27 protein-coding genes and 1 riboswitch are annotated in these 24,438 nt (G+C 49.3%); of the genes, 5 read left to right on the forward strand and 22 right to left on the reverse strand.

Annotation, left to right across the window (positions count from 1 at the left end; translation table 11 throughout):
* Positions 1-14 precede the first annotated feature (14 nt).
* Entirely contained in the window at positions 15-335 is a 321-nt protein-coding gene (ytxJ, locus tag LLU09_RS06275; RefSeq protein WP_228310984.1) for a bacillithiol system redox-active protein YtxJ, read from the reverse strand.
* Between the two features lie 103 nt (positions 336-438).
* On the opposite strand from ytxJ, the gene LLU09_RS06280 reads away from it, so the two are divergent.
* Positions 439-681, forward strand: a complete 243-nt coding sequence (locus LLU09_RS06280) for a hypothetical protein (protein WP_094906699.1) — start codon at positions 439-441, stop codon at positions 679-681.
* 8 nt (positions 682-689) lie between these two features.
* Here the strand turns inward: LLU09_RS06280 and LLU09_RS06285 are convergent, their stop codons facing one another.
* Positions 690-1,589, reverse strand: coding sequence for an EMYY motif lipoprotein (locus tag LLU09_RS06285; RefSeq protein ID WP_228310985.1), 900 nt, complete (start codon positions 1,587-1,589; stop codon positions 690-692).
* Between the two features lie 167 nt (positions 1,590-1,756).
* Between LLU09_RS06285 and murB the strand changes: the two genes are divergently transcribed.
* Positions 1,757-2,698 (forward strand): UDP-N-acetylmuramate dehydrogenase, encoded by a 942-nt coding sequence (gene murB / locus LLU09_RS06290; RefSeq protein WP_228311131.1) that lies wholly within the window; start codon positions 1,757-1,759, stop codon positions 2,696-2,698.
* Between the two features lie 44 nt (positions 2,699-2,742).
* On the opposite strand, the gene LLU09_RS06295 is transcribed toward murB, so the two are convergent.
* The 13 genes from LLU09_RS06295 to nrdI all read right to left on the reverse strand — a co-directional run bounded on the left by LLU09_RS06295 (position 2,743) and on the right by nrdI (position 15,302).
* Positions 2,743-3,789 carry a siderophore ABC transporter substrate-binding protein gene (locus LLU09_RS06295; RefSeq protein WP_228310986.1) on the reverse strand — a complete coding sequence of 349 codons (1,047 nt, stop codon included), beginning with the start codon at positions 3,787-3,789 and terminating at the stop codon, positions 2,743-2,745.
* Between the two features lie 101 nt (positions 3,790-3,890).
* A complete protein-coding gene (locus tag LLU09_RS06300; protein ID WP_228310987.1) occupies positions 3,891-4,700 on the reverse strand; it encodes an iron ABC transporter ATP-binding protein in 810 nt (269 codons plus the stop codon).
* Complete coding sequence (locus LLU09_RS06305; RefSeq protein WP_228310988.1) at positions 4,697-5,656, reverse strand: iron chelate uptake ABC transporter family permease subunit; 960 nt, start codon at positions 5,654-5,656, stop codon at positions 4,697-4,699. The genes LLU09_RS06300 and LLU09_RS06305 overlap by 4 nt, the downstream gene beginning before the upstream one ends.
* Positions 5,649-6,617 carry an ABC transporter permease gene (locus LLU09_RS06310; protein ID WP_228310989.1) on the reverse strand — a complete coding sequence of 323 codons (969 nt, stop codon included), beginning with the start codon at positions 6,615-6,617 and terminating at the stop codon, positions 5,649-5,651. The genes LLU09_RS06305 and LLU09_RS06310 overlap by 8 nt, the downstream gene beginning before the upstream one ends.
* Positions 6,618-6,759: 142 nt before the next feature.
* Positions 6,760-7,437 carry an SDR family NAD(P)-dependent oxidoreductase gene (locus LLU09_RS06315; RefSeq protein WP_228310990.1) on the reverse strand — a complete coding sequence of 226 codons (678 nt, stop codon included), beginning with the start codon at positions 7,435-7,437 and terminating at the stop codon, positions 6,760-6,762.
* Positions 7,438-7,530: 93 nt separating this feature from the next.
* Entirely contained in the window at positions 7,531-7,941 is a 411-nt protein-coding gene (locus LLU09_RS06320) for a FixH family protein (protein WP_228310991.1), read from the reverse strand.
* Positions 7,942-8,075: 134 nt separating this feature from the next.
* Positions 8,076-8,540: a 6,7-dimethyl-8-ribityllumazine synthase gene (gene ribH / locus LLU09_RS06325; RefSeq protein ID WP_228310992.1), complete on the reverse strand. Its 465-nt coding sequence runs from the start codon at positions 8,538-8,540 to the stop codon at positions 8,076-8,078.
* A 13-nt stretch (positions 8,541-8,553) separates the two neighbouring features.
* Positions 8,554-9,726 (reverse strand): 3,4-dihydroxy-2-butanone-4-phosphate synthase, encoded by a 1,173-nt coding sequence (gene ribB, locus LLU09_RS06330; RefSeq protein WP_228310993.1) that lies wholly within the window; start codon positions 9,724-9,726, stop codon positions 8,554-8,556.
* A complete protein-coding gene (locus LLU09_RS06335) occupies positions 9,719-10,360 on the reverse strand; it encodes a riboflavin synthase (protein WP_228310994.1) in 642 nt (213 codons plus the stop codon). The genes ribB and LLU09_RS06335 overlap by 8 nt, the downstream gene beginning before the upstream one ends.
* A 5-nt stretch (positions 10,361-10,365) precedes the next feature.
* On the reverse strand, positions 10,366-11,400 hold the full coding sequence (ribD, locus tag LLU09_RS06340) for a bifunctional diaminohydroxyphosphoribosylaminopyrimidine deaminase/5-amino-6-(5-phosphoribosylamino)uracil reductase RibD (protein ID WP_228310995.1): 1,035 nt from the start codon (positions 11,398-11,400) through the stop codon (positions 10,366-10,368).
* A gap of 152 nt (positions 11,401-11,552) precedes the next feature.
* Positions 11,553-11,693, reverse strand: a riboswitch (FMN riboswitch).
* 126 nt (positions 11,694-11,819) lie between these two features.
* On the reverse strand, positions 11,820-12,794 hold the full coding sequence (gene nrdF / locus LLU09_RS06345; RefSeq protein ID WP_228310996.1) for a class 1b ribonucleoside-diphosphate reductase subunit beta: 975 nt from the start codon (positions 12,792-12,794) through the stop codon (positions 11,820-11,822).
* A 32-nt stretch (positions 12,795-12,826) separates the two neighbouring features.
* Positions 12,827-14,932, reverse strand: coding sequence for a class 1b ribonucleoside-diphosphate reductase subunit alpha (gene nrdE / locus LLU09_RS06350; RefSeq protein ID WP_124010565.1), 2,106 nt, complete (start codon positions 14,930-14,932; stop codon positions 12,827-12,829).
* A complete protein-coding gene (gene nrdI / locus LLU09_RS06355) occupies positions 14,895-15,302 on the reverse strand; it encodes a class Ib ribonucleoside-diphosphate reductase assembly flavoprotein NrdI (RefSeq protein WP_228310997.1) in 408 nt (135 codons plus the stop codon). Before nrdI ends, nrdE begins: the two co-directional genes overlap by 38 nt.
* A 371-nt stretch (positions 15,303-15,673) precedes the next feature.
* Here nrdI and LLU09_RS06360 point away from each other — a divergent pair, with 371 nt between their 5' ends.
* Complete coding sequence (locus LLU09_RS06360; protein WP_228310998.1) at positions 15,674-16,537, forward strand: DMT family transporter; 864 nt, start codon at positions 15,674-15,676, stop codon at positions 16,535-16,537.
* A gap of 30 nt (positions 16,538-16,567) precedes the next feature.
* On the opposite strand, the gene recQ is transcribed toward LLU09_RS06360, so the two are convergent.
* The 6 genes from recQ to LLU09_RS06390 form a co-directional block, all read right to left on the reverse strand.
* Positions 16,568-18,358 carry a DNA helicase RecQ gene (gene recQ, locus LLU09_RS06365; protein WP_228310999.1) on the reverse strand — a complete coding sequence of 597 codons (1,791 nt, stop codon included), beginning with the start codon at positions 18,356-18,358 and terminating at the stop codon, positions 16,568-16,570.
* 157 nt (positions 18,359-18,515) lie between these two features.
* Positions 18,516-19,457, reverse strand: coding sequence for a 5-oxoprolinase subunit C family protein (locus LLU09_RS06370; protein WP_228311000.1), 942 nt, complete (start codon positions 19,455-19,457; stop codon positions 18,516-18,518).
* Positions 19,454-19,711, reverse strand: coding sequence for a hypothetical protein (locus LLU09_RS06375; protein WP_094906716.1), 258 nt, complete (start codon positions 19,709-19,711; stop codon positions 19,454-19,456). Before LLU09_RS06375 ends, LLU09_RS06370 begins: the two co-directional genes overlap by 4 nt.
* Positions 19,712-19,735: 24 nt before the next feature.
* Positions 19,736-19,921, reverse strand: a complete 186-nt coding sequence (locus tag LLU09_RS06380; protein ID WP_228311001.1) for a hypothetical protein — start codon at positions 19,919-19,921, stop codon at positions 19,736-19,738.
* Between the two features lie 31 nt (positions 19,922-19,952).
* A complete protein-coding gene (locus LLU09_RS06385) occupies positions 19,953-21,620 on the reverse strand; it encodes a chorismate-binding protein (protein ID WP_228311002.1) in 1,668 nt (555 codons plus the stop codon).
* Positions 21,621-21,633: 13 nt separating this feature from the next.
* On the reverse strand, positions 21,634-22,236 hold the full coding sequence (locus tag LLU09_RS06390) for an anthranilate synthase component II (protein ID WP_228311003.1): 603 nt from the start codon (positions 22,234-22,236) through the stop codon (positions 21,634-21,636).
* 196 nt (positions 22,237-22,432) lie between these two features.
* Between LLU09_RS06390 and LLU09_RS06395 the strand changes: the two genes are divergently transcribed.
* Both LLU09_RS06395 and LLU09_RS06400 read left to right on the forward strand, forming a co-directional pair.
* The gene (locus tag LLU09_RS06395; protein WP_228311004.1) at positions 22,433-23,635 is read left to right on the forward strand and encodes an MFS transporter; all 1,203 of its coding nucleotides are present in this window, start codon (positions 22,433-22,435) and stop codon (positions 23,633-23,635) included.
* Positions 23,636-23,735: 100 nt separating this feature from the next.
* Positions 23,736-23,993, forward strand: a complete 258-nt coding sequence (locus LLU09_RS06400) for a GlsB/YeaQ/YmgE family stress response membrane protein (protein WP_040105136.1) — start codon at positions 23,736-23,738, stop codon at positions 23,991-23,993.
* Between the two features lie 27 nt (positions 23,994-24,020).
* Here the strand turns inward: LLU09_RS06400 and LLU09_RS06405 are convergent, their stop codons facing one another.
* Positions 24,021-24,323 carry a hypothetical protein gene (locus LLU09_RS06405; RefSeq protein ID WP_228311005.1) on the reverse strand — a complete coding sequence of 101 codons (303 nt, stop codon included), beginning with the start codon at positions 24,321-24,323 and terminating at the stop codon, positions 24,021-24,023.
* Positions 24,324-24,438 lie beyond the last annotated feature (115 nt).

The raw sequence follows: 24,438 nt of genomic DNA on the forward strand, positions 1-24,438 counted from the left end.
TCGCAACCCTGGTGCTAGTCTTCTACCGAGGAAAGGTTCTTAAGTGTAATGTTATGATGTGAGCCACTCCACTTCAACTCTCCACCCTCAAAATAGAAAGCTTGGGGAGATTCATGTTTGATATCAAAATGTTCAGCGATATAATTGGATAGGTTCCGGTGGTCCTGAACGACCAGGTAGTATCCGTCCATATCCCTTTCATAATGGAATTTCTGGAATTCGTCGAAGGCATCAGCTGAAATCGGACATGTACTGCTATGCTTCATAAAAAAGAAATCTTTATTATCCTGCAACAACTTTTGAAAAGCTTCAACCGATGTTGTTTTTGTTAGCATTTCATCACCTTCTCATTAAACTGTTAATAACTTATCATTTATTGCTTCATTTAGCAAATACCATTCTTTCCTGTGCTATAATGATTTTGATTGGAGGATTTACATGAATAATAAACCACTCAAAAGATGGACCTTCCTGGATACCATCAATGCAGCCCTATTGATAGTCGTTCTGCTGTTCATGCTCGATTTCGAGAATAACAGAGCTGTATCCATCATTCTTCTGGCTGTATTTGCATTCTGGATTACGACCGTGATCCTGAGGAACGTCTTCATCTCCAAAATTGAAAAGGACCCGAACCATCCGATGCATAGACAGCAGTCGGGTAAAGGAGAAGATAAATAGAGAGCGAACTATGAGAGTTCGCTCTCTATTTCGTTGAGCTGGTCATAATACTCCTGATCCAGCTGCTGATATGTCTCCCGCAATGGGAGTATGTTCTGCAGCTGCAGTTCCTGAAGCTGTTCGTTATACTCCATCGTGTTCTTGCGCTCCTCGTAGTACTTTTCGAAACCATAGTACATCTCAAGGGTGAGGCTGCGGACGCGCACTCCCCTATCAGTCTCGAGGTTCATTTCATTCAGTGACTGTATATGCGCGTTTATGAGGGGGATCATGACTTCATCGATATGTTCCATCTTTTCCGCCCTTGATTCATCCTGCTGCAGCATCTCGGCCTCTGCTTCGAGGGCTGCACTGTTTTCATTGATCTGGGCGACGATTGCATCCATTTCTTCCGTTTCATCCTCACCGCTGATTGAATCTATCACTGCGTCCCTCTCCTCCTGGTTTTTCATGAAGGTCTGGCTCAGCTGTATGAGTGTCTCGTTGGAATGGACGGACCTATAGTACGTTTCTGTATAGTCACTCAACTGCTGGACGAAAGTACTCTTCAGTTCCAGGCTCTCAAGATATGATTCGTGGATATCAACCAATTCCTCATTGGATACTTCGATGTCTGCCACTGCTTCTTCCATCTGCGTGACGATGGGCATGATCTCCTCATCCAGCGTTTCACTCAGGGCAGCAAGCCTTTCCGTATCAATCTCCTCGTTTCTCGGAGAGAGCGTTTCCGGCAGATCATCAATTTCCAACTGGCTCATCTTCTCATCATATTCAGAATCAAGCACATGCACATCCTCCATGTTTGCCATATAGCTTTCGACATCCGCCTGGAAACCGGAAGTGCATCCCGCCAACAGGAGAGTGCCCAGCATCATGGATGCTATGATTGAAATTTTTTTATTATGCACGGAAGGTCACACTTTCATATTGTTATAGTGAGGCGGCCACTGCTCCAATTGCTAAACAAAATATAGCACACATCATAAATCATAACAACGTAATGGATATTGGATTGGCAAACGGGGAGATGTTGCCTTATAATGGTGATAAGTATTTTCTTTTGAAAGGAAACGTTATGGTGAACCATACTCAAATCGAAGAAGACTTAAAGTCTCTATTGGATCATTCAGAAATCAAAACATATGAACCCTTAAAAAAATATACATATACCGAAACCGGCGGCCCTGCCGACTTCTATATCACCGTCCATGATATAGAAGACGCCTCCAGGGTCCTCCAGTATAGTTATAGGAATGGGATTCCTGTAACTTATCTCGGCAACGGCTCCAATATCATCATAAGGGACGGGGGCATCCGCGGTATTGTATTGAACCTGCTCGAGTTGAATTATTTATTCGAGTCGGATGGCATCATTACAGTGGGCAGCGGCCGTGCCATCATTGATGTCTCAAAATATGCAAGGGACCTCTCGCTGACCGGCATGGAATTTGCATGCGGGATTCCCGGGAGTATCGGGGGCGCCGTCTATATGAACGCTGGTGCCTATGGCGGGGAAATCAAGGACTGCCTTCTCGAAGTCACCGTCTTGGATGAAACCGGCAAAAGGATTACCTTGAGAAATGATGAACTGGGCCTCGAATACAGGAAAAGCATGGTGCAGGAAAATGACTATGCCGTAGTCGAAGCCAAGTTCAGGCTGAAACCCGGGAAACGGGAGGATATACAGAAAATGATGGATGACCTGACGGAGCGCCGGGCTTCCAAACAGCCGCTGGAGTATCCTTCATGCGGGAGCGTCTTCCAGAGACCACCCGGGAATTTTGCAGGCAAGCTTATCCAGGAAGCCGGGCTTCAGGGCTACCGGATCGGTGGCGTCGAAGTTTCGAAAAAGCATGCCGGCTTCATGGTGAATGTGGATGGCGGTACAGCAAGTGATTATGAGGCATTGATTGAACATGTCCAGAAAAGGGTCTTCACCCTTTTCGGCGTCACCCTGAACCGCGAAGTGCGCATCATCGGCGAACCTGCCCATAAGCGGGCGGAACCCTACAAGTGACGTTCCATATTAAAAAAGACCCATCAAATGATGGGTCTTTCTTTTTATTGCTCCAGAGCCTGCTCGATTTCTTCCAGCTGACCGATTGTCGTCATCACGCCTCCGGAAGCGAGGTACCATAGTTTGGCGTCGAGATCGACGATTCTGTCATTCTTGATTGCATCCACATCCTGAATGACATTATTATCAAGGACTGTGCTGGAGGAGGATTCTCCACCAATCGCACTGCCCCTGTCGAGGGCAAGGATGATGCCTGGGTTCCTATCATTGATATATTCGTAGCTGATGGCCTGGCCATGTCTTGTAGTCGAGATTTCCTCATCTACTGGCTCAAAGCCCAGGTCATCAAAAAGGAATCCGTAACGTCCACCTGGTCCGTGCGCTGAAAGTTCTCCTTCATTTGCCATGACGAACAGCATTGTTTCATCGGTATCCGCCACTTTCTGCTTCACTTCTTCGATTTTGCTGTCGAAATCCGCAATCAGTGACTCAGCTTCTGAAGACTTGCCATAAATGTCTCCCAGCATCTGAGTGTAGTGTTTGATTTCTTCAAAATAGTTTTCGTTTGAAGGAGCAACATAAAGCACTTGGGCATCCGGTGCCGCCTTCTCAAATTCACTGATGATAGCCGAGTTCGCCTGGCGTCCAGAAATCATGATGATCTCCGGCTGAAGTTCAGCAATCTTTTCAAAGTCCGGGTCTTTCAGTGAACCGAGGTTTGCGTACTCATCTCCCTGGAATTCTTCCAATTCGTCTGGTAGTGTGCTTGAACTTTCACCTTTTGGCAAACCGACAACACTGTCCGACTCACCAAGCTCGTGGATAGTAGAGAGTGCACCATAGTCGAATACTGCAACTTTCTCCGGATTTACCGGCACTTCCACCGTTTCCGACACTTCTTCGCTTGCTTCTTCACCTTCGGCAGATTCATCGGAAATCGTGAACTGGTTTTCCACTTCGACAGTCTCGGTGCCTTCAGTTTCCGACGCTTCACTTTCGGATTCTGCACCTTCGGATGTACTTTCTCCATTTCCACATGCTGCAAGGACCATGAGTACCATTACAGTAAACAATAAGTAAAATTTCTTCATTTCCATTCCTCTTTCCAATTAGTGTTTTCAGCCCCCACTAAAAACATCCATATATCCGATAAGTCCCCATCACCTCCTTAAATGTGTATGCATTCGATAGACTATGCTCGTACCTGGTCTTCGATGAAATCATCCACCGAAGCATCTTGATGCTCGTCGAAGTAAACGCATATCTGCTGTCCATAGATGCACTCTATGTTGATGTCCATTTCGTATATGTCTTCAAGAATCTCCTTCTTGATTACATCATCCTTCTTGCCGCTGATCGCCACTTTTCCGTCTTTCATTGCAACGATGTTATCGGAATAGCAGGAAGCGAAATTAATGTCATGGATGACGATGATGATCGTCTTATTGCGTTCCCTAACAAGCCTCCTCAAGATCTGCATGATCTGCACGGAGTGCTTCATGTCAAGATTGTTGAGCGGTTCATCGAGAAAGATGTATTCGGTATCCTGGGCGATCGTCATGGCAATGTATACACGCTGCCTCTGACCGCCGGAAAGTTCATCGATATAACGCTCTTCATATTCCTCAAGTTCCATATAGCTGATCGCCTCATCGATGATTTCGTGGTCCCTTTCGTTCAGCCTTCCCTTTGAATAGGGGAACCGGCCGAAACTGATCAGCTCACGTACCGTGATCTTCAGATCCATGTGATTGGACTGCTTCAGGATGGCGATCTTCTTGGCAAGGGTATCACTTGGTGCCTGGAGAATGTTCTTCCCTTCCAGCAGCACCTCTCCACTGTCCTGGTCGAGCAGGCGTGTGATCATTGACAGCAGCGTACTCTTGCCGGCGCCATTCGGTCCGATGAAGGAGGTGACTTTCCCTTTGGCAATTGAAACGGATACGTCATTGACTACTTTCTTTTGGCCGTAAATTTTTGATATACCTTTAAGATCGATCATCTTCGACTCTCCTTAAGCATTAATATTATGAAGTACACCCCACCGACAAGGTTGATGATTACACTGATCTCAACCGCCTGGTTGAATACGTACTGGGTCAGCATCTGACCGAGCAGTAATGTGATCACTGCAAGCAATGTGCTCCCAAGGAGCAGGTAGCGGTGCTTGAACGTTTTGAACATTTCATGCGCCAGGTTGACGACGAGTAGGCCGAGAAACATGATGGGGCCGACGAGCGCGGTCGAGACCGATACCAGAACTGCGATGATGAGCAGAAGCTGGGAAACTTTTCTATCGTAGTTTACCCCCAAGTTTATCGCATGATCCCGTCCCAATGCAATTACATCCAGGGAATGGAAGTCCCTGAGGACTATTATCAGCATGAGGAGGACGATTGCGCCGGTGACCCAGATCAGGGAATCATTGATGGCATTGAATGATGCGAACATCGAATTCTGCAGGATCAGGAAATCATCGGGGTTGATCAGCATCTGCATGAACGTCGACAGGCTGTTGAAGAACGTGCCCAATATGATGCCGATCAAGAGCAGCAGGAATACATGGCTGCCGGTAAGTTTGAACAGATACTTGAAGACCAGAACCGTAAAGATCACGAGCCCGAGCATGCTGACCAGATAGTTGACGAAGTCATTGGTGAGCAGTGGAGAACTGGTTCCGACTATGAATACGATGATGGTCTGTATGAACAGGTAGACCGAGTCCAGCCCCATGATTGATGGCGTCAGAATGCGGTTTTTGGTGATCGTCTGGAAGATGACTGTCGAAATCGCAATCGCTATACCGACGATCAGCATCGTCACCACCCGGTTGACCCGGGAAGGGAGCTGATAGAACAGTATGTCAAAATTCAACTGATAGAGGATGTAGAATCCTGCAATCGCCAATGTCACAATCGTCAATATGAGAAGCAGGCGGTTGTTCTTTCCATTATGCATTTGATTTCACCCTCCTGAATATCATGATCAAGAAGATGAAACTTCCTATGACGCCGATCATCAGTCCAATTGAAATTTCGTAGGGGAAGATGATTACACGTCCCAGAATATCACATATCATTACAAACACTGCCCCAAGTACTGCTGTCTGCAGAATCGTATTCTTCAGATGGTCTCCCCGGAATATGGAAATGATATTTGGAATGATCAGACCAAGGAATGGCAGCATTCCCACAGTGACCACCACAAGCGCTGTAATCACTGCAGTAATAAGCAGACCTATGTTTATGACCCTTCTGTAGTTGAGCCCAAGATTCTTTGAAAAATCCTGCCCCATTCCTGCAATCGTAAATTGGTTGGCATACAGAAGTGCAATGATCAGGAATGGAATGCTTATGTATAGGACTTCATACCGACCGGAGATGATGATTGAAAAATCTCCTTGCAGCCAGCTCGATAGGGACTGGACCGAATTCGTCCTCAGACTGAGGAAGGTTGCCACGCTGGAAACCACATTCCCGAGCATCAGCCCGATGAGCGGGACGAACACTACATCCTTGAACTGTACACGCTGTATGATCTGCATGAACAGCAGTGTGCCTGCTAGACTCAAGGCCGAAGCGAAGAGCAGTTTCACAAGAAGGCTTGCTGTCGGGAAAAACATCAGTGCGATCAATATGCCGAGCCGTGCCCAATCCATCGTACCCGCAGTGGTGGGAGAAACAAATTTGTTGCGGGTCAGCTGCTGCATGATCAGCCCACATACACTGAGTGATGCACCTGCGATGATGATGGCGATGGTCCTTGGAAACCGGCTCTCCATGATGATGTTCTTCTGGTTGTCGGTCAAGTTGAAAAGATCACCAGGAGAGAGGTCGACGACGCCCACAAACATCGAAATGATTGAAAGCACGACCAATAATATAATCATGATGTCCAGTCTGAATAATTTATGTATCATATTAATCCACCTTAATTGATAATGATTATCACCGATAATCACAGTTACAATTATACACTGAAAACTAGTATTTTCAAGCATTTACACGATTCAGATAAAAAATAAAGCCATCCAATTGAACATCAGATGGCATGGCGTGGTATCAGTTGATGATGATGGTGTTGCCGTTCGGTGCCTCTTCCGAGCCTGAGAGGATGGACATGACTGTGCTGATCGCCTCGGAATTCGAGCGCTCCGGTGATTCCTCGTATCTGATGGAAGGACGATAGCTCAGTGCATACACATCGACATCCTCTTTCCTCAGCTCTGCAGCGGTGGAGTGTGTGAGCGCCTCAATGGCCCCGGTCACTGTATAGTACAGATTCCGTTCAAAGACATCTTCAAAGGATGGTTCGATGACATTGATGATTTTGGCGTCCCTCTCATCCTTCAGCATTGGCCTCAATGTACGTATGCCGAGATAGGTGCCCCATACGTGCTCATACATCACCTGATTGAACTCATCAAACGAAACGTCATATACGGAACGGTTTTCTGTAAATATGGTATGGACGAGTATGATGCCATTCAATGTATTATAATCCTGCTGTATTTCCTCAACGGTAGCCACCCAGTCGATTTCCTTCGACTGCTCCAGAAGGACCACCTTATGATTGCCTTCCGAACGCTCCTGGAGTGCTTCCAGAAGATTGTCCAACTCCACGTGTTCAAGCCCTGCAAGAATAACATTTGCCCCCTGCTCTGCCAGGTGCATGGACAGTTCCTTGCCGAGCGGTGTGACAGCACTCGATACGATATAAGTTTTATCCTGCAAATTCATGGTTTCCTCCTGATTTCAAGCTTCCAATCTATATATATTGTAAACCTTAAGAGGCCACTTTACAAACGGCAGTATCTGCAGGAGAGGCATCTGTTACTCCACCGTAATATCAGACTGCGGCATCGTATGGAGACGCAGCGCATCCACATGTGAAATGACCGTATAGGTGCCCGCTTCTTCGAATGTATACTCGATTGAATAGACGCCATTCTGATCATGCTCCGCCTCTATCTTCTCAAGGCTTTCCTCCCCCTGCAGCACTTCGTACATCACCTTGTCTGCATCCGTGATATCCTCGCCATTCGAATGGACATGGGCGCTGAATTCGACTGTCTCGCCAACTTCAGCACTCTCCGGTGCTTCCAGGTCGACTTCGAGTGCATGCACTTCATCCTCGCTCGGGTTGTCATGGTTCATGTCATCCTCCGTCTCCCCGCCATTGCCACATGCCGTGAGGAAGGCAAGGCCCAGCATCATTGCAAACATAAAAAATTTTGATTTCATGGTTATTGCTCCTTTTATTTGATATATGAAATCATAGCACGGAATAGGACAGCGTGTTTGCACCCCAATTGTCATTTGTTTGAAAGCATTGTGTCGAAAAAATGACGAAAAGCCGATTTTCATCAGCTTTCTGATCATCCTATCTTTTTCATGAGGTTGGCCATCTCGATGGCCCCGACTGCTGTTTCTGCCCCCTTATTTCCTGCCTTGGTGCCTGCGCGCTCGATTGCCTGTTCGATATTTTCTGTGGTGATGATGCCGAACATGACCGGGATACCTGTAGTGAGGCCGGCCTGGGAAATTCCCTTGGCGGCTTCATTGCAGACATAATCGTAATGCGTCGTACTGCCGCGGATGACACATCCAAGTGCCACCACCGCATCATACTTGCCCGATTCCGCCAATTTCTTGGCTGCAAGCGGGATTTCAAATGCACCTGGAACGTAGATGAGATCGATATCGTCAGTGTCCACATCGTGGCTGATGAGCGCCCCTTCCGCCCCGCTGACGAGCTGGGATGTGATGAAGTCATTGAATCTGCCTGCCACAATGGCAATCTTAAGATCTGTACCAATCAATTTTGTGTCTATTCTATTCATATATTTATGCCTCCTAAAGCAGATGTCCGAGTTTTTCCTTTTTGGTCTTCAAATAATCCTGATTGACGACATTGGCCTGAACGATGTGGCTCTGACGGTTCACTTTGATGCCTTGCTCTTCGAGCCCCCTGATCTTTCTCGGGTTGTTGCTGAGCAGTGTCACTTCATCCAGTCCAAGATGCTGGAGCATTTCCGCCGCCACATCATACTTCCTCAGATCGGCATCGAAACCGAGGTGCTCGTTTGCGCTTACCGTATCATACCCCTGCTCGATCAGTTCATAGGCTTTGAGCTTGTTGATCAGTCCGATGCCCCGGCCTTCCTGCCTCATGTAGAGGATGATGCCATCCTGGTCGCTGATGATGCGCATCGCACGCTCCAGCTGTTCCCCACAGTCGCAGCGCTGGCTGTGGAAGACGTCGCCTGTCAGGCATTCTGAGTGGATCCTCACCGTCATATTGTTCTTCAGCTCACCATGGACAAGCGCAAGATGTTCCTTGCCCGTGTCGTTGTCCACGAATCCATACATCTTAAACCGCCCATAATCCGTCGGCAGCTGAACGGTGCTTTCCAGTGTAACGCCTGTGAACTTCTGCATATGCCGCTTCAGGTCCTCTATTGTAATCATTTTGAGACCATGCTTTTTCCTGTAGATTTCAAGGTCATCCACACGTGCCATTGTGCCGTCATCATTCATGATTTCGCATATCACTCCGACTGGTGCCGCCCCTGACAGGCGGGCCAAGTCCGTCGATGCTTCGGTGTGCCCCATGCGTTCAAGCACCCCGCCATCCTTTGCGACCAGCGGAAATATATGACCGGGCGCATTGAAATCGGAAGGCTCCACTCCCGCCTCCGACAGCGCACGGATCGTGTCATACCTTTCATGGGCACTGATGCCGGTCGTCGTGGAGACATGGTCGATGGATGCCGTAAAAGCTGTCCCATGGGGATCGCTGTTGTTGTTGACCATCGGGGAGAGTCCGGCCTTTTCTGCAATTTCACCGGTCAGCGGCGTGCAGATCAGGCCGCGGCCGTGGGTGGCCATGAAGTTCACTTCATCGGCTGTAATATACTCTGCGATACCTACCAGGTCGCCTTCATTTTCACGATCTTCGTCATCCACGACAATGATCAGTTTTCCCTGCTTCAGATCTTCAACTGCAGATTCTATCGTATCAAACATGGCGGTCACCCACTTCCTCGAGCGCCCCGATATTCAAGGTTCCTCCTGAGCGGAGCAGATGATCCACATGCTTCATCAGCATATCCGCCTCGATATTGACCCGCTCTCCCTTGTCCTTTTGTGCAAGTGTTGTCCGCTCCTGCGTCTCCGGAATCAGGTTGAGGATGATTTCGGATGCTTCCAGATCGACATCGAACAGTGTGAGGCTGATGCCATCCACTGCGACAGATCCTTTCTTAACCATATATTTCATCAATGACGAAGGGCATGCGATATGCATGACCTGGGCACTGCCGTCATCATCGACGGAAGTGATTTCTCCCGTACCGTCCACATGCCCGGAAACGATATGCCCCCCAAGCCTTGTGGAGAGTGTCAGTGCCCGTTCAAGATTGACACCCATGCCCGCTTCCACCTTGTCGAGGCTCGTTATGCGCTTCGTTTCGTTGACCATCTCGACTGTGAAACTGCCTTCTTTAATGTCAGTCACCGTCAGGCACGTCCCATTCACGCTGATCGAATCTCCAAGCCTCAGATCATCAAAAATACCTGCAGTAATTTCAAATACCGTATGTGCGCCTGTATCCTCCGCTATCTTCACTTCGCCGATCTGTTCGATAATTCCTGTAAACATTATGCTCAAGCCTTTCTATAAGTTAATTTAAGGTCAGACCCGAGCTTTTCAACATCAATCATTTCAAGCTGAACCGCCGTTTCCATCGAAGCAGGCTGTTCCTTGTACAGTGTATGTCTTGATTCACCAAATATCTTCGGGGCAACGTAAGTCAATATCCGGTCGTACAGTCCCTCATTTATGAAGGCAGTCAGGACGCGTGCGCCCCCTTCCACAAAAAGGGAGGAAATGCCTTTGCCATAAAGATCATCCAGTATGGCTTCGGGGGACCATTCCCCCACTTTCACTTCACATATTCCGTCATGTTTCAAGTTTGCTTCATTCGTCGTATAGATGATCGCCCGTTTAGGGTGTTCAAATATCTTCAGCCCACCCGGCAGTACATGACCTCCGGCCATCACCACCGGCACCGGCGATTTGCCGCCGCCTTCGATTCTAGCCGTGAGTTTCGGATCGTCGTGGAGAAGTGTGCCCCCACCTACGAGTATCGCATCGTGGACATGCCGTTCCTGGTGGACATCGGCCCGTGCCGCTTCACCTGTAATCCATGTGCTCGTTCCATCATCGAGTGCAAGTTTACCATCCAGGCTCATGGCGCATTTCAGAGTCACATTCGGACGATGCCGTTCCAGATGACTGAAGAAAGGTGCATAGAGCTGATCGATCGCTTCATCCGGCTGGTGAAATACATTCAGCCCAGCATCGGCAAGCACTTGATGGCCGCTCACCTTCGGGTTCAAATCCTTGGCCCCGTAATGGATGTTGCTGAGTCCGGCCTCCATGATTGCTTCCGTGCATGGGGGTGTCTTGCCATGATGTGAACACGGCTCGAGGGTGACATAGATGTCCGCCCCCACCGGATCCTCGCTGCAGCTCGATAATGCCTGCCGCTCTGCATGCGGCTTGCCGTAGCCGAGATGTGCCCCCATGCCGATCACTTTTCCTTCTTTGACTATGACGGCGCCCACTGCAGGGTTCTTCCCCGTCTGGCCCACTGTCATGCGGGCCAGATCGAGCGCCATCTTCATATATCGATTCAAGTTTTTCCCTCCTGAACATAAAAAGCGCCAATGAATAGAAATATCCATCGGCGCTGTAAAAATGTATGCAGAAATAAGCATTGCTGACAATGCTGAATAAGCACTACTGTATGAAGGTATGACAAATAGCCCCATCTTCATAATAGGCTCTGCAATTCTTTCTCCCATCCAGACTCTCACTGTCGGCTCCAGACTTCCACTGGATCAGCCACACCGTCAAAGACGATGCAGGTCGCGGGCTTGCTTTAAAGCTTACCGCCGGTTGGGAATTCCACCCTGCCCCGAAAGAATGATTGTATTCAGTTGAAAAACTCTACTCCTATCATATGCCATTCATATGAATTGTCAATACAATTGCCTATATTACAAAAATAAAAAGGCTTCAGTTCCGATGATTTCGGATCTGAAGCCTAGTTTTTCTATTTTACCTCATCAAAGATGAAATCTTCATCCTGGATCGGCTCGACATTCAGTGCAATCACATAGCCGTCTCCTTTGACGCTGAAGAAGTCATGGTTCTTCGTTGTCGTATCGAGGGCATTTTCGATGATCGGGTTGAATGACTTCTCTTCAAAGTAGGCATCGAAGCCGAGATTTGAGAGCGCCTTGTTCGCATTGTACTGGATATAGTTGAGGACATCTTCCGTCAGACCAAGTTTATCATAGAGGTCTTTCGTATAGACTTCCTCATTGGCGTAGAGTGCTTTGAGCAGCTCATACATCTCCTTGTCCGCCTGCGCCTTTTCTTCAGCCGAGAGTTCCCCCCTCAGGGATTGTGCATCCAGGCCTGTAAACACACCGTGGATGGATTCATCCAGAAGGATCTTCCTGATGATTTCGCCACTTGTAGTCATCCTGCCCTGACCGGCAAGGTAGAGTGGATAGTAGAACCCGGAATAGAATAGGAAGGATTCAAGGAATACACTGGCAACACGGGCCATGTACTGGTCATACACGGAAGCTTCCTTGCCGTACAGCTTATGATAGTATCCCACTATCTTGTCCGCCTTATACTTGAGCTGTTCGTTTTCGATCACCCAGACATCCAGGAGTTCATTCGTGTCCTTGGACGACAGAAGTGTCGTGAATATATGGGAATAGGACTTCGCATGAATCTGTTCCATCATCCCCATGAAGGAGTACACTGCTTTTTTACGGAGGTCGTCCGTATGGAGCATGATGAGCGGCATGCCGTCATCGGCCTGGTGTGTATCCAGTCCTGTGAGCCCCGCGAGGACCTTTTTGAATGTGTCCTGTTCATCTTCTGTCAGGCTTGACCATGAACTCAGATCCTTGGAGACCTTGAATTCCGATTCCACCCACATCTGTGATATGTTCTGACGCCAAAAGACATTCGTCATGTCGTCTTCTTTATTCCAGTTTACTGCAATCATTTTAATGACTCCTTTATCGTCGCTCGATTATATTATATGGAACAGCTTGTGCATTCTTCTACGCTGAGCAGTTTGTTCCTTGTATAATAGAGGGATTTCAACCCTTTATGGTGCGCATATATATACAGTCTTGCCAATTCTCTTGTGGAAATATCGGAGTTCACATACAAGATTGTGCTGATGCCCTGGTCGATATGCTGCTGGATTGTCGCAATCATATCGAGGAGTTTCATCTGATCCGTATTGAATGCACTCTTGTAGTACCACATCGTCTCCGGGGAAAGGAACGGCATCGGATAGAATGTTTCGGAATTGCCGTATGTCCGGCGCTCGATCGTATCCACAATCGGCATTACGGAACTTGTCGCATTCTGTACATAGGAGATGCTCTGTGTCGGCGCAATTGCCAGACGGTATGCATGGAACAGACCATTTTCCATCACTTCATCACGCAGTGCCTCCCAGTCCTGCTGACTTGGGATGTGGATGTTCGAGAACAGGCCGGCAACCTTTTCGGATTTCGGCTCCACCGCTTCTGAAATGTAACGCTCGAAATATTTGCCTGTCGCATATTCGGACTTGTCGAAATCCTTGAATGTTTCTCCGCGTTCCTTGGCGATCAGCATTGATTTCTCAAGGGAGTAGAAGTTGAGCAGCATGAAGAAGACATTGGCAAAGTCCCTCGCCTCTTCGGATTCATAGCTGATCTTGTTCTTCGCGAGATAACCGTGGAGGTTCATCGCCCCGAGGCCCACGGAATGCAGTTCATCATTCGCCTTCTTGACGCCCGGCGCATTTGCGATTGCAGTATCATCACTGACGACGGTCAATGCTTCTATGCCGTCATGGACGGAATCGCGCACCTTGCCGGACTCCATTACATTGGCGATGTTCAGTGAGCCCAGGTTGCAGGAGATGTCACGGCGGATTTCATCATCCGTACCGTAGTCATTGATTGTGGATGTCTCCTGAAGCTGGAAGATCTCGGTACAGAGGTTGCTGATTTTGATCTGTCCGATATCCTTCAGCGGGTGGACCTTATTGGCATTGTCCTTGAACATGATGTACGGATAGCCGGACTGCAGCTGTGTCTGTGCAATCGTATTGAGCATCTCGCGTGCATCCATCTCACGTTTCTTCACCTTGTCGTTTGCGACGAGTTCATCGTACATCTCGTCGAGATTCATATCATCCAGAGACTGGCCGTATTCGCGTTCGACCGTATGCGGTGCGAACAGATAGAACGGATCGTTGTTTTTGGCCAGGTCGAAGAACTTGGATGGCACGACGAGTCCGGTGGAGATCGTCGCAAGGCGGATATCTTCATCCGCATTCACTTTCTTCGTATCCAGGAATTCTGGAAGATCATAGTGGAAGATGTTCAGGTAGACAGCACCTGCGCCTGGTCTCTGGCCCAGCTGATCGGCATAGCCGAATCCGCCTTCGAGCGCCTTGGCGACCGGCAGTACACCTTTGGCGACGCCTTCGATGCCTTTTATCGCTTCTCCACGGGCACGCAGTTTGGACAGGTTGATTGCCACCCCGCCACCGATCTTGGAAAGCTGCTTGGCTGTGGAATCGATGTAGTTGATTGAATTCAGGCTGTCATCGACTTCAAGCAGGAAGCAGGAGACCATTTCACCGCGGCGTGCGCGTCCTGCATTCAGGAATGTCGGTGTCGCAGGCTGGTAGCGCTGTTCGATCATCGACAGGATGAAGCGTTTTGCCTGTTCCTTGTTGCCTTTCGCCAGGTAGAGGCTCACGATCACCACGTGCTGCTTGTAGTCCTCGAGGTACTGCTTCTTGTCGTTCGTCTTCAATGTATAGTCCTTGAAGAACTTGCTCGCTGCCATATAGCTCTTGAACTGGAATGGGATACTGTCCGCGTATGTGACGATGTCCATTACATCCTCATCGGAATACTCTGCGAAGAGGTCATAATAGAAATCATTGTCCACAAGGTAGTGCAGACGTTCGAGCTCGCTGTCGAAATGGATGGTCTTGTCCTTGACCTCCTCCATGAAGACGGCCAGTGCCTCCTGATCCTTATGCAGCTGATAAAAACCTGTTTCATCGCGCTTCGTCACTTCGTTATTCAGTTCAATATGGTTGTATTTCTTTTCGTCCAAGACTTTCATGCATAGCCCCTGCCTTTTCAATGAATTCTTCTCTGTCTTTCTGGTTTCCATGAAGCTCAAACTTCATCAGCAATGGTACTCCGTATTCGTCACTGATATGCTCTCCGGCACGTGCAAAGTTGTTCCCCCAGTTCCGGTTGCCGCTTGAGGCGACACCCACCATCAATTCGTGGTTCACTTCAAGAAACGTCTTCACTTCATCCGGCACTCCGCCGAAGCCGTAGGTCCCGGTAACGAGTATGAAGGGCTCCCGAATCCGCTCGCTGCTGTTTGAAGCATTGATTTCGTAAGTATCATACTGCTCCGCCACCTGTGCGTTCCTGATGAAGCGCCTGGTATTCCCCGTCATGGAATAGAATGCAATCATCATGCCATCGCCTCCCCATTCCTTCTCCTGCAAAATAAAATAATCGAACTCCCGTCCGACAATCATGGTTGCATCTATTATCTCTTTACACGCTTCTTAAAGCTGGTAAACACTATATATTGTGTCCTACGGAAAATTTACACACAATATATGTGTATTGCACGTTCTATAATGACATAATCATCCAGAATTATCAATGGCATAATAAGACATTTCATTGGGAATAATATCACTTAAATATAGACGAAGTCGCATCATATGTATGTTATACTATAGCAAAAATTCGACCAAAAATTTTTTGGTAAAACTCTCTCTGCATATAACTGTGAAATAAAAATTTCACCAAAAATTTTATCATGGAGTTGTTTCTTAAAATGAACAATACGACGAAAGGCATCATCGCCCTTCTCATTTCATCCCTCGGGTTCAGCCTGATGGCCCTGCTTGTAAAATACAGCGGAGATCTGCCGACGGTCCAGAAGGCATTCTTCAGGAACTTTGTGGCGATGCTCGCCGCCCTCTCCCTCGCATTATACTACAGGGAGAAACTTTTTGGCCGCAGGGAGAACCAGGGGCTGCTCATACTGCGTTCGACCTTCGGTGTACTCGGAGTCGTACTCAACTTTTTCGCAATCGACAGGATGGTGCTGAGTGATGCGGACATCCTCAACAAATTGAGCCCCTTCTTCACCATAATACTATGCGCCATATTCCTTAAGGAATACATACGGAAATATCAGATGATCGCAATCATCATCGCCTTCATCGGCGCCGTCTTCATCATCAAGCCCTCAATGTCGAGTGAGACGCTGTATGCCGTGGTCGGCGTACTCGGTGCCCTGTTGGCAGCTGGCGCCTATACTGTGCTCAGGGTGCTCGGGAGCCGGGAGAAGTTCTACACGGTCGTCTTCTATTTCTCCTTCTTCTCCTCGGTTGTCCTGCTGCCCTTCTTCATCTGGCAGTTTGAACCGATGACCGCCTCGCAATTCTGGATGCTCGTCTTCTCCGGCCTGTGCGCAGCTTTCGGCCAGTTTGGCCTGACCATCGCATACAGTTTTGCACCAGCCAAGGAGATATCCATATTCTTCTATTCCACAATACTCTACACGGCAATCTTCAGCATCGTCTTCTTCAATGAAGTGCCGGACATGCTGTCCATCTTCGGCTATATCATCATCTTTGCAGCCAGCTTCTACATGTTCATGAAGAACAGGCCGCCGAAGCATTCCACAATGTAACTATAATAGCCGGCCAAAGGCCGGCTTGAGTCATTCCATTTCAGTCGTCTGCTTCTTGTAGGCGTTGATCGTTTCCAGAAATTCTGGACAGTAGTGCTTCAGCTTATAGTTCCCGACTCCCTGGATATGCACCATATCCTGCTTGGTTTCGGGAACTTTTTTGGCAAAATCCCTGAGGACGTTGTCCGTGAATATGGATGTTTCCTCCACATCATGCCTTTCGGCAAGGCGGCGTCTTGTCTCCACGAGTTTTTCATACAGTATCTCATTCGGAGAGGATGCTGTGCTGATGTCCACCTTTTCATTGAAGTATCTCCTGAAAGGAACGGTGTGGAGTGTGGCCGACCCATTCATCACTTTCCTGCTCCGGTCGACGATATAGAGCTGCTCATCCCTCAGATGGACATAGCCCCTGTAGATGAGCTCCTCCAGTATATGGTTGAGTTCGCTCGTCAGATAGCTCTCCATCGTGCCGAAGGCGCTCAGAGTGTCGAGGTTGAAGGCAAGGATGTTTTCGGCCGATTCACCCCGCAGTATCTGGATGGCCTGCTCCTTCGTCACAGGCATCTCGCTCTGTGCCAGAAGGTTCAAGACAAGCTTCGCCTCCAGTGTCATGTCATAGGTGCGCTCCGGATTCAGACAGTTCGAACACTGTCCGCACTCGACCACATATTCATCGGCATCAAAGTACTTGATGATGAAGCTGCTCAGACATTTGTTCGTCCGGTTGTACTGGATCATCCTGTCGAGCTTCGCCCGCATGTGGTCCTTATACTGCTCGGTCGAGCTTGAACGGTCTATGAAGAACTGGTGGAGGTTGACGTCCCGCGGGCTCGACAGCAGGATGCATTCACTGGTCTTCCCGTCCCGTCCGGCACGTCCGATTTCCTGATAGTAGCTTTCGAGGTCGCCCGGCAGGTTGTGGTGAATGATGAACCGGATGTCCGCCTTGTCTATCCCCATGCCGAAGGCATTCGTCGCCACAGCGATGTCCACTTCCCCTGTAATGAACAAACGCTGATTGCGGTTCCTCTCCTCTTTGCCGAGGCCGCCGTGATAGATGACATTTTCAATCCCATGTTCCTCGAGATGGAGGGATATCTTTTCCACCTCTGCGCGTGTAGCCGCATAGACGATGCCGGGAGCGCCGGGACGATCTTTGATGTAGGATTCTATGAACTGCTCACGCTGGTATGTCGGGTTGACGCTGAGATGCAGATTATCCCGCGCTACACTTGTGCTGTAGACACGTGCCCCTTCGATGTCGAGGAGCTCCTGGATGTTCTCCTGGACCTCCTCTGTTGCTGTGGCGGTCAGCCCGACCGTGATCGCTTCCGGCACGAGTTCCTTCAATACAGGTATGATGTTCTGGTAGCTCGGCCGGAAGTCATGGCCCCACTTCGAAATGCAGTGTGCCTCGTCGAATGCAATCAGTGAAACATCGAGCCTGCTGATCAGCTGTCTGAACTCCTCGTTATTGAACCGCTCCGGCGCCACGTAGAGGAACTGGTAACGGCCCGATTCAAGACCGGACATCACAGCGTCTATTTCCTTCTTCTTCAAGGTTGAATTCAAATAGGCGGCTGGAATGCTCTGCGCATTCAATGTTTCCACCTGATCCCGCATCAATGAGATCAACGGGGAAATGACAAGCGTCAGGCCGTCCATTTCCAACCCCGGCACTTGGAAACAGAGCGACTTCCCGGACCCTGTCGGCAATACTCCCAGAGTATTGTGGCCGCTTACGACCGATTCTATGATTTCCTTTTGCTTAGGTCTGAAATTTTCAAATCCAAAATACTGCTTCAAGATTTTTTCCATAACGAAACCGATCCCACCGTTCACTGGTCATTACCAATAACCCATTATTTCTGATATGTCATTATACCTTATTTTTCATCGCAATTGTTGCTCGCAATCTAAATTTCGGAAGAAATCATCAAAAAAATTCCGGAGCGTGGGCTCCGGAATGCGCATCCTACATCTTCTCTTTTATGAGCTCTTTAGACAGTTTGTAATCGATCGCCTTGAACAGGCTCTTCACCCACAGGTGATGGGCGTAGAGGTTCGCATGGGCATCGTCCGCCCCGATGCATTTGAAGCGTATATGGGACCCTGCCCGCTTCTGGACGAGCTTGTGCAGGTGGTAGGAAGGTATTGTACCGATATGCGGTGCAGTCGTATAGTCATTGAAATCATTCAACGCAAGTACCGGCTGGCCATCGGCGATATATACTCCACCCTTCAGGCCCGGGTGTTCGATGCCCTCGGCATCCACGTCGATCCCTGCTCCTTCCAGATAGAGGGCGGCACGGTATTTCTCATTCCTTACCGTATACTCGTTTGCTTCGAGTGCTTCGTAGACCGCATCCGGCACATCCGGACGCCTGACTATATGGTATGTGTCCGATAGATACACTTCCACGAGCGCATATGTGTCCACACCCCAGTTCACTTCCTTCTGCTGCTTGAGCATATTGAAGAGCTCGTCATGTTGCGGAGTGTAGTCGCGGCACATGATGACTTCGTCGCCGGACCGGAGGACATTCGATCCTTCGACTTTTATGCCGCCGGCGACAGCAAGGTAGACCCTGTTTCCTCTCGTGGACTCACCAAAGGTGAGTTCATCCCCACGGTCGAACAGGTATATCCTGTTGATGAATATGTCGCGGTCCCCGGACTTTGCCTTAAACTCTGCACCCGAGAAGGCGACGATGGTCGGTTCGGTGAATTTGATGGCCCCGGGACGCAGCGTCATTTCGATAGTCGGCTGTCCGGGACTGTTCCCCACAAGCTGGTTGGCCAACTGGTGGGCTAGACGGTCGCAGGCCCCGTTGTATTCATTGCCTCTGGCGGAAACCTCAGGGTCCAGCGTCTGCAGAAGTGTCAGCATTCCGCTATCCTGTATGATCAGGCTCATATTGAAAACTCCATTCCTGTGAGAAATTCCCGGACTTCCTCTATGATGATGTCACTAGGTTCGATGGTGTTCTGCTCCTCCATCACTTTGATGGGCGAATAGTAGAAAGTAAGGGTGTGCTCGGTCGTGATCATGCTGTTCAGATAGACATGCTTCCCCTCTTCAAATGCCTTTTCCAGCTCCACCCGCTTCGTGGAATCGATCGGGTCAGGCTGCTGGTACGTGATATAGCAATCCCCATTTGCAAAAATCATGACTGGTTCCTCCTAAATGTTCTTCTAATTGTCCCTGTAGAAAATATCCAATTCATCCGCCACGAAATCGGTGACGCCACTGATGATGAACTGTACGATGATGATGGCTGCGATGACTCCGACGAAAGCAAGGAGCACCCCCACGATCTTGACGTCATTTTCAATGAGGTATGTCACTACGAAATGGGTAAACATCACAATCGCAATCACCAGTATTATTAAAAAGAGAGTTAACATGCATTCACCCCGGAATATTCAGATTGATCCGCACCCATTCTTTCAGGCTGTTGATCATGTATATTTTTATGCTGCCGTCTTCGAGCTTCTCAAGGAACGTTTCCATGGGATAGCCCCGCTCCTCCAATCTTCCATCTGCCATCAGACTCTGGCGCATCACGCCATCAAGCAGTCCGCTGGTGACAGGTGGTGTATAGAATCTCCCGTCTTCCTCGACGACCAGGTTGCCGATGTTGAATTCGGTCAGTTGCTGATACTCATTATAATATAAAACGATGGGGAAATCATCGCCCACACCATGATAATGGTGCCTGATCGTCGTTTTGTTCGTCAGGAACATCGGAGGGGCCTTGATCGCCGCATCCGCAAGCCTTGCATCTGCGTACTCCACAGCTTCAACTTCTCCATGTGAGAACGTCATCTGTCCCGAGGCATCCGCAACTGCACGCAGCCTGTAGATGCCGTCTGCTTGGTCCAGACCATGCCTTTTAACGTATGCCTCGACCTCCCCCTTGAAATCCGGTGTAGAGAAGGCCAGGGCATCCGCCGATTTCAGGATACGCTTCTCGTGGAGCGCGAACCGTCTGACGGTCCCGGATTCGATGCGCATGGTCTCGATCAGCTTGTATCTTCCGTCCTCAAGGAACGCAGTCTTTGCGACCATTTCATCATATTCGCTCTCTGGAATCGAGTCGTAGGTGATGCCGCCGCCTGTCCCGTATTCATAGCGGCCGCCTTCGATATACAGTGTGCGGATAGGGACATTGAAGACTTGGGAACCGTCCGGGTACATGATGCCGAGTGTCCCGCAATAATAGCCCCTCGGCGTGCTCTCGAGCTTCCGTATGATATCCATGGTGGACTGCTTCGGTGCACCGGTGATCGAACCGCAGGGGAAGAGGGCTTTGATCAGCTCGGGCAGGCCCACCCCTTCCTCAATTTCCGCCTCGACCGTCGAAGTCATCTGGTAGACCGTATCGTAGCGTTCGATGGTAAACCGTTCCGGCACATGCACGCTGCCCTTCCTGGCCACTTTGGAAAGGTCATTGCGCAGCAGGTCGACGATCATGACATTCTCCGCCCGGTCTTTACCCGAATGCCTCAGGAAATCGAAGCTCTCCTGGTCCTTCACTGGATCGTCATACCTTCTCGCCGTCCCCTTCATCGGACGTGTGGAAATCCTTCCGGAAGCATCGACTTCAAAGAAGAGCTCCGGCGAACAGCTCACTATGGACGTGCCCTTCCAATGGATGAACATCGTATAATCACCATTGTTCCTTGCGATGAGCTGTTCGAACAGTGCATGTGCATCCCCGGAAAAAGTGCCTTTGAGCCGGGTCGTATAGTTGACCTGGTATGTATGGCCATCCCTTATACTGTTCCGGATCTCTTCAATATCAGACATGATCTTCCCAGGCGCCTCCGTAAATGCCGGCTCCCCCATCATGTAGACACCTGCACCATCATAAGCCTCGAGAAAAGCTGTCCTGTCCACGGGTGCCCCAAAGACGCCGATGACGAATGGGCCGCCCTCCTTCGCCTCATAGCTCAGGGCCGGAATCACATACCGTCCCGCATCCGCATGCTTCTGGGCGCTTGCCAGCGCTTCTTCCAGACTCATGTACTGTCCGGTCAGCACTTCAAGCGGCTCCGCAAAATACAGTTCTTCCATTCTCTCCGCCTTTTTAAACTTTACATGGACCTGCATCCATTTCACCTTCCTTAAGAAAACTGATGAACCTGCCCAGCTGCTCCCTGCCATACTCGGAGAGGATCGCTTCAGGGTGGTACTGCAGCCCGTAGATCGGATAGTCCAAATGTCTTATCGCCATCACAACCCCATCTGCGGTCCGAGCCGAAACGGTGAATCCATGAGGCGCTTCCCCTGAACATACAAGCGAGTGGTACCGGGTTACTGCGAACACATCCGGGAGTCCCGCGAACAGCCCCTGGCCATCGTGGGTGATTTCAGACACGTGGCCATGGACAGGGCGCACTCCACGTCCCACCATCCCCCCAGCCATATGCCAGAGCATCTGATGTCCGAGGCAGATGCCGAGGATAGGATGTGAAGACCAGCAGCTTTCGATGAAATCCATCACTTCCCGACGGTCTGCAGGATGTGAAGGGCCCGGCGATATGATGACGCCCGAAATGTCTTCCAGGCAGACCTGCGTGAGTTCCTCCGGTGTCCGGACCAGAACTTCAGCCACTTGCGGGACATCTTCCAGGTAATGGACAAGATTATATGTAAAAGAATCGTAATTGTCTATCATGAGTATCTTCATCAGTGCACTATTTCCTTTGCTTTTGTTTCCTATAATTCTACCACATTCCGTTTTCTTTAAGAAAACCCAAATATACGCTTCAGGATGGATGAAAAATTAATTTCATTGTTGTAGAATGAACATTATTACTTTTTTCGAAAATCGAAATAAAATGCTCTTTATAAAAAACAATCAAAAGTAAGAAGGTTGAAATTACATGTCGGATACAAAACAGAAAATATGGACTAAGGACTTTATTCTCATCGTCATCGTCAATTTTTTCATATTCACTGCGTTCCAGATGACCCTGCCCACCCTGCCGCTGTTCGTCCAGGAGATCGGGGCAAGTGACCGCTGGATCGGAATTGTCGTAGGGATATTCACCTTTTCCGCACTGCTCATACGTCCAAGCGCCGGTAAGCTGCTGGATACGAAGGGACGGGCTCCAGTGTTCCTGACTGGACTTGCACTCTTCGTCATTTCAATGTTCTCGCTGGCAGCAAGCTTCACGATCCTCATGCTGCTGATGGTCAGGATCATCCAGGGGGTCGGATGGGGACTCTCCAGCACTTCCGCAGGGACGATCGCCACAGACCTCGTGCCAAAAAAGCGCCGCGGGGAAGGGCTTGGGTATTATGGCTTGAGCGGCAACATCGCCCTTGCCTTCGGTCCTGCTCTTGGACTGTTCCTAGTCAACCATATCTCCTTTACGATGCTGTTTGCGATATGCGGCCTGCTCGGCCTCACCGCAATCATCCTCGCCGCCAACATCAAATATGACAAGCCGGAAAAAGTCGCCGACACACGCAAGCAAAAGGAGTCCTACCCACACTTTGACATTGTGGAGCGGCGGGCGCTTGCTCCTGCGTCACTCCTCTTCTTCATCACCGTGACATTCGGGGGCATCGCCACATTCCTCCCGGTCTATACGTATGAGAAGGGCTTCGATTCCACGTATATCCAGTTCTACTTTGTGATATATGCAGCCTTCCTGATGCTCTCACGCATACTCGCCGGCAGACTGTATGACAGGCATGGCATCACCATCGTATTCATCCCGGGCTCCCTGTCCATCATTGCGGCAATGATCCTGCTCGGCTTCCTGCCGGCCCCGATCTTCCTGTTCGTGGCGGCGGCACTCTATGGCTTCGGTTTCGGATGTGTACAGCCGGCGCTGCAGGCCTGGGCCGTCAACCGCGTCGAGAACAACCGACGCGGCATGGCCAATGCGACATTTTTCTCCGCTTTCGACCTCGGCGTCGGACTCGGTGCCATCAGCTATGGTTTCGTCGCCGAAGCATTCGGCTACAGCACCATCTATTTCTCCAGCGCCGTCAGCGTTACAGTGGCACTCATCCTATTCCTGTTCATCATGAGGAAGTACAGGAAAGACACACTGAAAACAGCAAAAATTTCATAATTTTGTTTAGAAAAATCAATCCATGGGTATCTATCCTACTAGAAAGAAGTTTTATTTCTACTGTTAAAACGGACAATCAAGACACAAGGAGGAATCATCCATGGGTTGGATTATCACATTGATCGTAGGCGGCATCATCGGATGGCTCGCCGGACTCATTCTCGGTAAAGACGTGCCATTCGGCATCATCGGAAACATCATCGCAGGACTTGTCGGTGCTGCAATCGCAAATGCACTCGGCCTGAGCTTCGGGCCTGAAGTCGGCGGTGTAAGTATTATCGGTGGCCTGCTCGGTGCAATCATCTTAATTCTTATTGTTTCATTCATTATGAAAGCACTTGGCGGCAACAGGGCATAATACGTGAAAAGACCTCGTAAATTCATTTTACGAGGTCTTTTTTTCTTTATTTTCTTCATCCGTATCCTTAATCAGCCAGCGTGATTCCCTGGATTCTTCCAGACGCCGCTGTCCGTTCTCTTCCTTCATACGGTCAAGCTCAAGCTGCATATGTTTGTTTTCAAGCAGGAAGTTCTCCTGTCTGAGCCGTTCCAGCTCCTTCTCCTCCTGGAGCCTGCGGATTTCAAGCTTCTCCTTCTTCTGCCTGTGGCTGACGTTGATGGCATAGAGCGGGATGGAAAAGAAAAGTGCAACCGGCACTGTTGTGACAAGAAACTCAAAAATACCCATATGGACACCACCCTCGTTTGTTAACTACAGTTTATCACACCCTCATATGCAATTGCATATTTTGAAAATGGTCATGGGATCTTGGAAAGCACCTGCGGTTCCCATATAATGAAGA

Source organism: Salinicoccus sp. RF5, assembly GCF_020786625.1.
GTDB lineage: Bacteria > Bacillota > Bacilli > Staphylococcales > Salinicoccaceae > Salinicoccus.